The following is a 12,848-nucleotide window of genomic DNA, read 5'->3' as shown; positions in this document are numbered from 1 at the left end:
ATCCTCCAGGGGTTGAGCTGAGCCTTAACATGATTTATGAAATGTTTAGACCTAAACAATACTAGCGAGACGATGGTGCAATGACAAGGGAGACAACGAGAGGTTTTGCGTTTGGCGCGCGATGCACCGCTACAGCGCGAGACTGCCCACACTGGTGCCGCCGCACACATAAAGAACCTGGCCGGTGACGAAGCTGTTGGCCGGGTCGACGAAGAAACGCACGGCCCGTGCCACGTCGGAGGATTCGCCGAGGCGCTGCACCGGCACCGAGGCCGCGAGCGCGCGTTCCTTCTCGCTGCCGGCCTCCACCACGTCGTAGAACATGTCGGTGCGGATCGGCCCCGGCGCCACCACGTTCACCGTGATGCCGTCGGCCGCAAGCTCCAGCGCCCAGGTGCGCGCCATGCCCAGCATGCCGGCCTTGGTGGCCGAATAGTTCGTTCGCGTGGCCAGGCCGACCGCCGCGCGCGAGGACAGCAGCACCACGCGGCCGAAGCGTTCCGCGCGCATCGCGGGCAAGGCCGCCTGCACCAGCTGGATCGCGCAGCCCAGATGCAACTCGGCCAGCGCGTCCAGGTCATCGAGCTTCACGTCCGCGAGCAGCGCGGGCCGGATCACGCCGGCGTTGTGGACCACGGTCGTCACCTCGAAGCGACGCGCCATCTCGCGCGCGGCTTCGGCGGTGGCGGCACGGTCCATCAGGTCGACCTCGATGCTGTGCAGCTTGGGATGGTCGATCTCGCAGCGGCGCCGCGCCAGCGACACCACCTCGTAGCCCTGCGCGAGCAGGTCCGCACAGATGGCCTTGCCGATGCCGGCACTGCCGCCGGTCACGGCGGCGACGGGATGCGTGAGATTCATGGTGCCGCCCCCACCAGCGCCAGCACGCGCAAGGGGCTGCCGCTGCCCTTCTCGATCTTGAGCGGCGGGCAGATCAGCACCGCGCCGGCCGGCGGCAGCAGGTCGAGATTGCTGAGGCACTGCAGCCCGTAGCGCCCGGCGCCGTGCATGTAGTAGTGGCAGGGATAGGGCGGGCGCAGGTGGTAGCCCTGGCCGGCATCGGTGCCGATGGCTTCGGAGCCGAAGCCCAGCACATCGCGCTGCTCGACCAGGAAGCGCACGGCCTCGGTGCTCGGACCCGGCGTGTGCTGCCCGGTCTCGTCGAAGTTCTGGTACGCCTCGGGGTCCTGGCGCTTCGACCAGTCGGTGCGCATCAGCGCCCAGGCGCCTTTCGGGATGCGGCCGTGCTTGGCCTCGTAGCGCTCGATGTCTTCCACCGTCAGCAGGTAATCGGGATCGGTAGCCGATTGGGCGGAACAGTCGATCACGCAGGCCGGCGCCACGAAGTGCTGCACCGGAATCGTGTCGACCGAGTTGTTCGGCAGGTCGCGGCCCGAGATCCAGTGGATCGGCGCATCGAAGTGCGTGCCCGTGTGCTCGCCGCAGGAGAAGTTGTTCCAGTACCAGCCGGGTCCGCGCTCGTCGTACTTCGACACCTCCTCGATGCGGAAGGGCCAGCACTGGCCCATCTCGGGCGGCAGCGCGATCTGCGGGAACTCGGGCGAAAGCGTCTGCGTGAGGTCGATCACGCGGATGCGGCCTGTGGCCATCGCGCTCACGAGGCCGCCGAGGATCTCGGCGGTGGACATCAGTTCGGTGGTGGTCGTCATCTCATCCTCCAGCTGCGAGTTCGCGTTCGAGCACCTTGGGGTTGTCGCGCCAGCGCTCCAGCCACTCCTGCGCCACGTCGCCCGGGTAGACGTCCTCGACGCCGTCGCGCAGCGCCTTGACGATCGCATTGGCCAGCGCACTCGGCGCTAGCTTCGGCGGCGGCATGTGCTGGTTCCACTCGTCGTCGATCGGCCCGGGGAACAGGTTGATCACGCGGATGCCGGCCGGCCGCATCTCGGCGCGCAGGCATTGGGCGAGCGAGTAGGCCGCGGCCTTGGATGCGCTGAAGGTGCCGTGCGGCGGGAAGTTGGACAGCGCATAGATCGACAGCAGGTTGACCCAGGCCGTCGCACCGCTCACGCCGTCCGCCGAGCGCCCCTTGAGCGCCGGGCCGAACTCCTGCGCCAGCCGCAGCAGGCCGAAGTAGTTGATGTCCATCTCGGCCTTGGCGACGTCGGTGCCACGGCGCGCGCCGATGCCGAAGTTGCGATGCACCTCGGCGTTGTTGATCACGATGTCGACCTTGCCGCCGATCTCGCCGGCCAGCTCGCTCACCGAGCGGCCGTTGGTCAGGTCCAGCGGCACCAGCGTGACCTGCGGCAGCGCCGTGATGTCTTCCAGGCCGCCCATCTTCTTCCACGGTTCGGCATGGCCGACCCACACGATGTCGGCACCGGCCTTGACCAGCGCACGCACGATGGCCTGCCCCACTTCGGTCTTGCCGTCGGTGACCAGCGCCTTGCGGAACTTCGGGTCGCTGGTCATCTCGCGCAGCATCTTGTCGTCGGCCATATGGGCACTCCCTTCGTTCGGAAAACCAATGAGGACGGCCTGTCCCGCGCGGTCGAGCCGGGCGCCGACGCGCACGCGCGCCGGCGCCTCGCCGACCTCGCCGTGCAGGTGGACCATCAGCGTCGGGCCGGCATCGAGATGCACCAGGCCCAGCCGCCAGGGCAGGCGCTCGCGGAAGAACAGGTCGTTGCTGTGATGCAGCGTGGTGCTGCTGATGAGCTCGCCCTCTCCGCCCTGCTCGCGCCAGTGCAGGCGCGGCGAGAGGCACTTGTGGCAGGCCTCGCGCGGCGGGTACTGCACCGTGCCGCAGTCCTCGCAGGTCTGCAGCTCGAAGCGGCCCTCGGCCGCCGCGGCCGTGATGCCCAGCGCGACGCGGCCGCGCGCCCAGGGCGGCAGGTTCATCTGCCGCGTGCGCAGGACCGGGTTCTTGCGCTTGGGGCGCATCAGGGGCATGGTCATTCCGATCTCCCCAGGATCACGGCGCCGGTGCAAAGGCAGCGGTCGTAGGTCACCATGCCGAAGCCCGCGACCAGGCCGAGCTGCGCATCGGGCACCGTGCGCGGCCCGGCCGTGTCGGTCAGCTGGCGGATCGCTTCCACCATGCCGAGGAAGCCTCCCGCCGCGCCTGCCTGGCCGGCCGACAGCTGCCCGCCGCTGGTGTTGTTGGGAAAGCTGCCGTCGAAGGTCATCGTGTTTGCGCGCACGAAGGCGGGGCCCTCGCCCTTCTCGCAAAAACCCAGGTCCTCGAACTGCATCATCACGATGACGGGATAGTCGTCGTAGGTCTGGACGAAATCGAGCGCGGCGGGCCGCACGCCGGCCTGCGCATAGAGATCGTCGCGGTCCTTCAGCCAGCCGCCGCGCACCATCACCGGATCGTCGGCAAAGGCGTTGTGCCGCTCGATCGCGCCGCGGATCACGGCGTGCGCCAGCCCGAGGTCGCGCGCGCGCTCTTCGCTCATCACGAGGAAGGCCTCGGCGCCCGCGCAGGGCATCACGCAGTCGAACAGGTGGATCGGGTCGGAGATCGGCCGTGCGCCTATGTACTCGTCGAGCGTGAGCGGCTTCTTGAACATCGCATCCGGGTTGCCCAGTGCGTTGGTGCGCTGGTCCACCGCGATGCGGCCGAAGTCCTCGCGCTTCGCGCCGAAGGTGCGCATGTAGTTGGCGGTGATCATCGCGAAGATGGAATTCGGCCCGCCCGAGCCGTAGGGGTAGCTCGCGTCGCGCGCGAAGTTGCTGAAGCTGCCCAGCGTCTGGCGGAAAGAGTCGACGTGGTTGGTGTCGGCGCCGACGCAGGCCACGATGTCGGCATCGCCGGCCTGCACCGCACGCGCCGCGCGGCGCAGGCACATCACCCCGGATGCGCCGCCGGTCGGCATGTGGTCGAGCCAGCGCGGCGAGAGGCCCAGGTGCTGCGTCACACCCACCGCCGTGTCCGGCACAAGCGAGAAACTGCTGAGGCACAAGCCGTCGATCTGCTCCTTCGGCACGCCGCTGGCTTGCACCAGCGCCTCGAGCGCCTGCCCGATGAACCAGTGCGCGGTGCGCGTCGAGTAGCGCACATAGGGCACGGTGATGGGCACGGCCACCGCGACGCCTTCGTAGGACTGCCGGCGCGTCATGCCTGCCTCTTTTTCATGGCGCGGGTGTCGATGCAATGGCCCTGCCCCGGCAGCGCCTGCGCCAGTTCACGCAACTGCCCGCGCTGGATCTTCTGCGAAGCCGTGAGCGGCAGCGCGTCGACGAAAGCCACGTAGCCCGGTGCCTTGTAGTAGGCCAGCTGCGCCAGCGCATGCTCGACGATGCTGGCCGCGATCTGCGCGCGCTCCGATGCGTCGACCTGCTCGCGCACCACGATGCAGGCCAGCACCTCGTCGCCGCGCACCGCATCGGGCGTCGCGGCGACGGCCGAGGTCTTCACGGCCGGATGCTGGTTCAGCACGCTCTCGACCTCGACCGCCGAGATGTTCTCGCCGCTGCGGCGGATCACGTTCTTCTTGCGATCGACGAAGAAGAAGTTGCCGTCCGCATCGCGCCGCACGAGATCGCCGGTATGGAACCAGCCGCCGGCCCAGGCCTCGCGTGTGGCTTCCTCGTCCTTCAGGTAGCCGGAGAAGAAATAGCGCCTCGGGTCTTCGCCGGCGGAGCGCACCAGCAGTTCGCCCGGCGCGTCGGCAGACACGTCCTGGCCTTCGTCGTCGACCAGACGGATCTCAACGTAGTCCTGCTGGCGCCCGAAGCAACTCGTGCCCACCAGCCGCGGCTCGCGATTCGCCATCACGCAGGCGGCGGCGCCGGTTTCGGTCATGGCCCAGGCCTCGACCAGCGGGAAACCGAAGCGGGCCTCGAAGGGCGCGTGGTTCTTGCGGTCGACGCCGGCGCCGAAGCCCCAGCGAATCGCGTGGTCCTTGTCGGCTGCCGACTCGGGTGCCGACAGCAGCATGGCCGGCATCACGCCCAGGTAGTGCGCGATGGTGGCGCCGCTTTCGCGCACGCTCGCCAGCCAGGTCTTCGGATGGAAGCGATCGAGCTGCACCAGGCAGCCACCGGCGACCAGCACCACCATGGTCGAGAAGGCCATCGCGTTCATGTGATTGAGCGGCAGCGGCGTGATGACGCGCTCCGCATCGCGCCGGATGCCGCACACGCCGTCGAGCGCGGCATACCACTCGCCGGCGCGCAGGAAGTAGGCGTTGCTCAGGATGCAGCCCTTGGGCCGGCCAGTGGTGCCCGAGGTGTAGAGCAGGCCGCATTCGGTAGCGGGGCCGATCGCTTCGGCGACACGCGGCGCAGCCGTCCGCGCGGGCGGCACTTCGTCATCGGGCCCCATGGTTGCGAAAGCGACGCCGGTCTGCGCCGCCGCGGCGCGCAGATCGGCCGCACGTTCAGGCAGGGTCACGGCCAGGCCGATCTCGCTGTGGCCGATCAGGTAGACCAGCTCGGCGGAGCGCATCTCGGCGTTGATCGGCACCACGCTCACACCCAGTGCGTTGAGCGCGAACCAGTGGAACAGGAAGGCCGGCCGGTTCTCCAGCAGCAGGCCGACGCGGTGGCCATGGCCATAGCCCGCCTCTGCATAGGCCACGCGCAGGCGTTCGACCGCTGCCGCGGCCTCGCCCCAGCGGATGGCACCGGCGGCGATGCCGTAGGCCTTGGCGGTCACCGATTCGGTGAACAGGAACTCGGCCTCCGGCGTGCGCGCCGCGGTGGCAGAGAAGACGTTGTGGACGGTGGCGTGCATCGCGTCCCTAGATGAAGAGCTGCACGGCCGGCAGGGCCGCGTCGCAGTTGAGCAGGTTGACGCGCTTCTGCGTCATGCGCAAGGCGCCGTCTACCACGCTGAGGTGATGGAAGAAGGTGCCGACGTAGAACTGCAGTTCGTCGCCCTGAGATTCGGTGTAGTGGAACTCGGTGCGCAGCACATAGCGATTGCCGGCCTCGTCGAACTCCTCGACCGTGGGCGTCTGCAGCAGGTGATGGCAGCGGCTCGGCGGCTGCTGAGAGAACGCACGCGGGCTCTTGAGACGCTCGACGCGCAGGTCGCGTAGAAGCTTGTCTTCGTAGAGATGCGATGTGTGGTTGATGCCGTCTTCCTGGTCTGGCACCAGCGGCACCCAGTAGTAGGCATCGTCGGTGAAGAGCGCATTCCACTCGTCGAAGCGCTTGGCGTCGAGCATGCGCGACTCGTGGACGACGAAGTCGATCAGGTCCTGGTGGGTGACGGCCATCACATGGTCTCCGTCATGTAGCGCGCCCAGCTTCTGTACTGGTTGCGCATCGGCAGTTCGTTGGTTCCGCCTGTCGTGATCTCGCCACCGGCCAGCTCGGCAGGGTCGTAGTTGCGGTGCAAGCTGACCCACTCGTTGCCGCTCGCATGCAGCCCGGCCTGGATGCCGCGGTAGGCCTGCAGGTCGTCGTGGCCGACGACCGAGAAGGGCGAGTTGATGAGCCGGTTGTACATGGTGGTGCGCGCGAGCAGCTCGGGCGGCGCGCCCTTCAGGCGGAAGGTCCAGCTCTCGATCAGCGTCTTGTCGACCGCGATCGGCTTCACCACGCGGATCGCCTGGATCGCGCCCTTGATCGTGAGGTTCGGGTAGTACACGGTGTTGTGCCGCGCCATGCCGAGGATCTGCGCGGTGCGCTCCTCGCCGTACTTCGCCTTCATCGCATCGTCGTAGGCGGGAATCGCCTTGTACTTGCTGTGAATGCTGAAGTGCACGCCCGTGAAACTGTGACCGTTGTCGTAGATGCGGATGCCCATGTCCTCGAAGAACTTGTAGTCCGACATGAAGGGCACGAACTGCTCGACGGCCATCGGCTTCGGCTCGTCGGCCGGCTTGTCGGCCCACATGCGCTTGGCGGTGCCGGCCGATGACTCGTGCGCCACCATCGGGTGCATGGTGTCGTTGAGGTTCTCGACGAACATCTTCCAGTTGCACTGGTGCATGAAGCGCAGGCAGCCGCCGGCGATCTCGAGCTCTCCCTCGGGCGAACGGTCGGCCATGTTGTCGATGGAGCTCAGCGAGTCGCCGAAGTAGTCCTCGAAATCCGGCCCCACGTCGTTGATCTTGACGAAGATGAAGCCGCGGTAGCTGCGCACATTGCGGATCGTGGTCAGGCCCTTGGCCGATTCGCACTCGTGCAGCTGCGTGCCTTCATAGCCGTTCTTGAGCGGGATTGCGAGCAGCGAGCCGTCGGTCTTGAAGGTCCAGGCGTGGTAGGGGCAGCGAAAGAACTTGCCGGTGTTGCCGCAGGGTGCCGTCACCAGCCGCGAGCCCTTGTGCGCGCAGCGGTTCATCATGGCGCGCACCGAGCCGTCGGTGTGGCGCACGATGATCAGCGGCCGGCCGGCGATCTCGTTGCTGATCCAGTCGCCCGGCTTGGGAAGCTGGCTTTCGTGCCCGGCGTAGTTCCAGGTGTTGGCGAAAAAGTGCTCCTGCTCCAGCTCGAACAGCTCCTGGCTGGTGTACAGGTCGCGGTGCACGCGGTCGGCCTGGACCAGCGCGCGCACGGCATCGGGGTTGCCTCGGTACGAAGTCATGTTCCTGCTGCTCCTTCAGATGTCCAGCACCAGCCGCGGCCCCTTGGCGCGCGAGATGCAGATCTGCATGACGTTGCCTTCCGCCTTTTCGCGCGCGCTCAGCACGTAGTCACGATGGTCGATCTCGCCCGCGAGCACGGCCGTCGTGCACACGCCGCATTCGCCGCGCTTGCAATCGAACATGGGATCGCAGCCGTGCTCGATCAGGCAGTCGAGGATGCTCTGATCGGCCGGAACCGTAAAGCGCTGGCCCGATTGCGCCAGTTCCACCTCGAAAGCCTGGTCGCCCTCCTCGGCCACCGAGGTGGTGAAGAGTTCGAAGTGCACGCGGTCGTGTTCCCAGCCGCGGGCCTGGGTGCGGGCCAGCACGGCATCGAGCATCACCTTGGGGCCGCAGACATAGAGGCGGTCGCCTGCCGGGCAGTCGTCGAGCAAGGCGTCGATGTCGAGCGGTCCGCCGGCTTCGGCGTCGGCGTGGACGCGAAGATCTTCGCCCAGCAACGCCCGCAGCTCCGGCAGGAAGGCCATCAGCTCCTGGCTTCGGCCCGCGTAGTGCATGCGCACTGGCGCGCCTTCGGCCCGGCGGCGTGCGGCCATGCTCGCAAGCGGCGTGACGCCGATGCCACCCGCGACCAGCACCGTGCCGCCAGGGCCGGTGTGCAGCGGGAAGTCGTTCTTCGGCGCCTCGATGGTGAGCAGCTCACCTTCCTTCACGCGCTCGTGCATGAAGCGCGAGCCGCCGCGGCCATCGGCCTCCTTGCGCACAGCGATCCGGTACTCGGCGGGCGCGTTGGTGGCGTTGCGCGCGGTCGCGAAGTTGATGAGCGAGTAGTGGCGCCAGTCCTGCGTGCCGTCGGGCAATGCCACCTGGACGCGGATGTGGGCGCCGGCGGCATAGCCCGGCAAGGCGCTGCCATCGTCGGCCTTCAGGCGCAGCATCCGGATCAGCGGATTCAGTTCGCGCGCCTCGACGACGCGCAGTTGGAGGGTGGCGGTCATGGTGTTCGCATCCCTTGTTCAGGCCAGCGCATGCTGCGCCAGCGCGGCTTGCAGTTTGTGCCCGTGTTCATCGGCGAGCGCGGCGTCGCGCAGTTCGCGCAAGGTGGCCGGCGCGAGCCCCGCGCCGGCGCGCTGGAAGGCGGCCATCACCGTGTCGTAGTTGCGCAGGCCGCGTTCGTGGGTGTCGCTGTAGCCCTTGACCAGGCGCTGGCACTGCGCGACTTCGACCGCGAGTTCGGGATGCCGCACTGCGGTCGCGGCGATGCGCTGCAGCCATTCCTCGATGCGGCGGTTCTCCTCGGCATAGCGCAGCGTGGACCGGCGCCAGCGCTTCATCGCGGCGACGGTGCGCAGCATCAGGTAGCCGTGCAGCGAGCTGGTCTGGATCACACGGCCCTTCCGCGTGAGCCGCTCCACCAGCTTGCGGGGCAGGCTCGAATTCATCAGCCAGCGCCCGATGCCGGCCGGCAGCGTCTCGCAGATCTCCTGCAGGCGGGGGTGCATGTACTCGTTGATCGCGAGCACCTGCCCGCCCTTCACGCCGGCCTCGCCGCGCACGCGCTCGAAGCGCGAGGAGCGGGTCTTGAGCGCCGCGACGCGGGCCGTGTCCTCGTAGGACATCCACAGCGCCAGGTGGCGCGCGGTCTCGCGCAGCAGGCGGTGATCGTCGTTGCTCGGCAGCGCGGCGATCGCGGCCGCGCGATCGAGGTAGAGGGCTGCGTAGGCCAGGTCCTGGTAGTCGATGAGCCGGCGCACGCCTTCCAGCAGCACTGGGTGCACAGAGGCGGGAAAGTCGCGCTGCACGCGCTCGACCAGTGCGCGCACGGCGGGATGTTTCGGCTGCGGCGCGGCGGCGGGCAGGTCCATCGGCGCCTCTTCCACCGCTGCACTTTGCGCACGCACGAAGGCAGCGCCGAAGGCCTTGAGGCTCGGCTTGACGCCGACGCCGCCGCGCTCGATGGTGGCCTCGAACTTCGCGCGGCTGAAGGGCAGCACGCCGGCGCCGGCGAGCGCGCCGAACAGCACCGCACTGATCACGCTGCCCGCGTCTTCGGCGGCCTGCGCCATGTCGAAACGGATGAAGCGCTTGGCGGCCTTGTCCGCATGCGCGAGCAGCTGCGCGCTGTCGACGCGCCCGTCGCCCATCGCGCTCTTCTCGGCGATCGAATAGACGCGGTGCGTCGACGCGACCAGCGTGGTGCGCTCGCGCGTGACCAGCCCGCGCTGCACCGCGCGGCCGGCTTCCATCAGCTCCGAGGCCAGCACCACGTCGACGTCGCCGGGCAACGGCATCAGCGCCAGCACCGGCCGGCCGCCGTCGGCCTGGGCCTGCGCCTCGGGGTAGAGCTCGACGTAGTAGATGGTCGCGCCGGTGCGCTGGGCCACGCCCGGCACCGAGGTGGTCTGCGCGACGTAGCCGTTGCCCTCGCCCATGTCGACGATCCAGTCGGCCAGCACGCCGCCGCCCTCGCCGCCCATGGCGAGGATCGCTATCTTGATAGGTTGTTGTTGCGTCATCGCGTGGCCATCAGAAGGCGTACTCGGCACGGCGTTTCGCCTCGCCACGTTGGAGCCAGCCGATCACCGCGCCGCGCACGCGTTCGCGCAAGCGGTCCCAGCCGTTCGGGTTGCTGACGATCTGCGCCTTGTAGAACGACGGGCACAGCACCGCGGCATGCGAGACATCGCCGCAGTTGCCGCAACCGACGCAGCTGTCGAGCACGGTCGCGACCGGATCGGTGCGCAGCGGATCGGGATTGGCCTTGATCGACAGCGACGGGCAGCCCGAAAGCCGGATGCACGAGTGGTCGCCGGTGCAGGTGTCGGAATCGACGCCGAACTTGTCGCGCACCACGCGCTTGCCCTCGGCGATGGCCTTGCGCACCAGCGGCTTCTCGCGGCGCTGCTTGTTGAGCATGCATTCGGACTGCGCGATCAGCACCTTGGGGCCCTTCTCCTTGGTGGTCAGCGCCTCCTTGAGCGCGTCGCGCATGCCTGCGACGTCGTAGGTGCGGCGGATCGTCCGCACCCACTTCACGCCCACGCCGCGCACCGCGCGCTCGATCTCGTGGCCGGTGCTGCGCGTCGCGTTGTGCGCGGTGGACGACAGGATGTCCTGGCCGCCGGTGGCCGAGGTGTAGTTGTTGTCGACCACGACGGTCAGGTTGTCGCTCTTGTTGAAGACCGCGTTGGCGACGCCGCTGGTCAGCCCGTTGTGCCAGAAGCCGCCGTCGCCCATCATCGAGATCGCGCGCTTGCCCGCCGGCGCGTTGAGCGCGGCGGCGCCGGCGCCGCCCAGGCCGTAGCCCATGGTGGTGTTGCCGATGTTGAAGGGCGGCAGGATCGAGAACAGGTGGCAGCCGATGTCGGCGCTCACGTGGTGGGGCCCGAGCTCGCGCTCCACCAGCTTCATTGCGCTGAAGATCGGGCGCTCGGGGCACCCCGTGCAGAAGCCCGGCGGGCGTGCATGCACGTTCTCGTCCAGCGGCAGGGCCGGTTCGGGCGCGCCATCGACACCGACGTCGGCGACCTCGATGAGCGGGATCACCCTGCGCACCGGCGCGGACACCGGCAGCGGCTGCAACCGGCCGTAGCGCTCGCCGAAGCTGCGCGCGCCCTTGAGCAGTTCGGCCGCGGTGTATTCGCCGGCCACCGGCAGCATGTCCTTGCCGTGCAGCGCCGTGGTCGAGCCGGCCTGGCGCAGGATGGTCGCGAGGTTCTGCTCGACGAAGTTGGGTTGACCCTCTTCGACGATCAAGACCGCGCGCTTGCCTTCGCAGAAGCGCAGCACCTCGCTCTCGATGACCGGGTAGGCCACGTTCATCACGTAGAGCGGCACCCGGCTGTTGCCGTAGACGTCGGCCAGGCCCAGGCGTTCGAGTGCACGCACGAGGGTGTTGTAGCTGCCGCCCTGCACGATGATGCCGATGTCGTCGGCGTCTTCCGAGAAGAACTCGTTGAGCCTGTTGTCTTCGATGAAGCGCACCGCGGCGGGCCAGCGGTCCTTCACCTTCTCTTGCTCGTGCAAGAAGCTGGCCGGCGGCAGCACGATGCGGCTGACGTCGCGCTGCGGGTTCTCGAGCGCATCCTTGATCGTGAAGGCGGGCCGCCGGTTGGCGCCGGCCACGAACTGCCCGTGCACATGGCAGGCGCGGATGCGCAGCTGCAGCATCACCGGCGTGTGGCTGGCCTCCGAAAGCTCGAAGCCCTTCTTCACGGCGTCGACGATGCAGGGCAGGTTGGGCCGCGGATCGAGCAGCCAGATCTGCGACTTCATCGCGAAGGCGTGGCTGCGCTCCTGCATGATCGAGGAGCCCTCGCCGTAGTCCTCGCCCACGATGACCAGCGCGCCGCCGGTCACGCCGCCCGAAGCCAGGTTGGCCAGCGCGTCGGAGGCCACATTGGTGCCCACCGTCGCCTTGAAGGTCACGGCGCCGCGCAGCGGGTAGTTGACCGAGGCGGCCAGCGTGGCGGCGGCCGTGGCCTCGCTCGCGCTGTTCTCGAAGCGGATGCCCTGCTCGGCCAGGATGTCCTGGGCGTCGGCCAGCACGTCCATCAAGTGCGAAATGGGCGCCCCCTGGTAGCCCGCGACATAGGAAACACCCGATTCGAGCAGCGCCTTGGTGACGGCCAGAATGCCTTCGCCCCGGAACAGCTCCCCCTCCGAAAGTCGGAGTTTCTTGACCTCCTCGACGAACGATCGTTCAGCCATGATGTGCCTTGTTCCTCATGACGGCATTGGCCGCCTCATCGTGCAGTCCATATAATGTTGACAACTGAATGTATCCACAATCATGAATTACCCTAGACATGCAAGCTGCGTGCCTGCCGCAGACCCGGGGGCCCTTCATGGCGACGAAGCCCGCTAAGCCGCTGCGCTTCGTCGACGACTACCTGCCGGCGCTGCTGGCGCAGGCCAGCCAGCTGATCTCTACGGAGTTCCACGTGGTCGCGCGCCAGCACGGTTTCTCGGTCTCCGAGTGGCGGGTGATGGCCTCGCTGGCGGGCGGCGAGCCGATCAGCATCGGGCAGCTGGCCCAGGTCACGGTGACCAAGCAGCCGACGGTGACGCGCCTTCTGGACCGCATGGAATCCAAGGGCCAGGTCGAGCGCCTGCCCCATGACAGTGATCGGCGCATTACGCTGGTGCGCATCACACGCAAGGGCGCCAAGACGGTGGAGCACCTGATGGAGCTCGCCAGGGAGCATGAGCTGCGGGTGCTGGAGCCCTTCGGCCTGCTGCGCGCCGAGGAGCTGAAGACCACCTTGCGGCGGATGATCGAGCTGCATGCGCGCGTGCCGCTGGAGACGGATACGGACGACGAGTAGCCCCATCTCCCCT

Annotated in this window: 11 protein-coding genes; 1 reads left to right on the top strand and 10 read right to left on the bottom strand. The window is 68.1% G+C overall.

The genetic code is table 11. From position 1 onward, the window contains the following. Positions 1-129 precede the first annotated feature (129 nt). The 10 genes from ACSQ86_RS03965 to ACSQ86_RS03920 are packed head-to-tail and all read right to left on the bottom strand — an operon-like array spanning position 130 to position 12,218. Positions 130-861, bottom strand: a complete 732-nt coding sequence (locus ACSQ86_RS03965) for an SDR family NAD(P)-dependent oxidoreductase (protein ID WP_436302766.1) — start codon at positions 859-861, stop codon at positions 130-132. Further along, complete coding sequence (locus tag ACSQ86_RS03960; RefSeq protein ID WP_093110835.1) at positions 858-1,670, bottom strand: cyclase family protein; 813 nt, start codon at positions 1,668-1,670, stop codon at positions 858-860. Before ACSQ86_RS03960 ends, ACSQ86_RS03965 begins: the two co-directional genes overlap by 4 nt. 1 nt (position 1,671) lies before the next feature. Then, entirely contained in the window at positions 1,672-2,922 is a 1,251-nt protein-coding gene (locus ACSQ86_RS03955; RefSeq protein WP_436308522.1) for an SDR family NAD(P)-dependent oxidoreductase, read from the bottom strand. Continuing rightward, positions 2,919-4,088 (bottom strand): thiolase family protein, encoded by a 1,170-nt coding sequence (locus ACSQ86_RS03950; protein WP_436308521.1) that lies wholly within the window; start codon positions 4,086-4,088, stop codon positions 2,919-2,921. Before ACSQ86_RS03950 ends, ACSQ86_RS03955 begins: the two co-directional genes overlap by 4 nt. Continuing rightward, positions 4,085-5,707: an AMP-binding protein gene (locus ACSQ86_RS03945; protein WP_436308520.1), complete on the bottom strand. Its 1,623-nt coding sequence runs from the start codon at positions 5,705-5,707 to the stop codon at positions 4,085-4,087. Before ACSQ86_RS03945 ends, ACSQ86_RS03950 begins: the two co-directional genes overlap by 4 nt. 7 nt (positions 5,708-5,714) lie before the next feature. Then, entirely contained in the window at positions 5,715-6,194 is a 480-nt protein-coding gene (locus ACSQ86_RS03940; protein WP_436295331.1) for an aromatic-ring-hydroxylating dioxygenase subunit beta, read from the bottom strand. After that, on the bottom strand, positions 6,194-7,507 hold the full coding sequence (locus tag ACSQ86_RS03935; RefSeq protein ID WP_436302762.1) for an aromatic ring-hydroxylating dioxygenase subunit alpha: 1,314 nt from the start codon (positions 7,505-7,507) through the stop codon (positions 6,194-6,196). The genes ACSQ86_RS03940 and ACSQ86_RS03935 overlap by 1 nt, the downstream gene beginning before the upstream one ends. Positions 7,508-7,522: 15 nt before the next feature. Next, positions 7,523-8,506 (bottom strand): PDR/VanB family oxidoreductase, encoded by a 984-nt coding sequence (locus ACSQ86_RS03930; protein ID WP_436302761.1) that lies wholly within the window; start codon positions 8,504-8,506, stop codon positions 7,523-7,525. Between the two features lie 18 nt (positions 8,507-8,524). Beyond that, positions 8,525-10,024, bottom strand: coding sequence for an indolepyruvate oxidoreductase subunit beta family protein (locus tag ACSQ86_RS03925; protein ID WP_436302759.1), 1,500 nt, complete (start codon positions 10,022-10,024; stop codon positions 8,525-8,527). Positions 10,025-10,034: 10 nt separating this feature from the next. Then, entirely contained in the window at positions 10,035-12,218 is a 2,184-nt protein-coding gene (locus ACSQ86_RS03920) for a thiamine pyrophosphate-dependent enzyme (protein WP_436308519.1), read from the bottom strand. 137 nt (positions 12,219-12,355) lie between these two features. Here ACSQ86_RS03920 and ACSQ86_RS03915 point away from each other — a divergent pair, with 137 nt between their 5' ends. After that, positions 12,356-12,835, top strand: a complete 480-nt coding sequence (locus ACSQ86_RS03915) for a MarR family winged helix-turn-helix transcriptional regulator (protein ID WP_436310254.1) — start codon at positions 12,356-12,358, stop codon at positions 12,833-12,835. The last annotated feature ends 13 nt before the right edge of the window (positions 12,836-12,848 follow it).

The organism is Variovorax sp. LjRoot130 (assembly GCF_964253755.1).
GTDB lineage: Bacteria > Pseudomonadota > Gammaproteobacteria > Burkholderiales > Burkholderiaceae_C > Variovorax.
The sequence above is the reverse complement of the archived record's forward strand: the minus strand, read 5'-3'. Positions and strand labels throughout refer to the sequence as shown.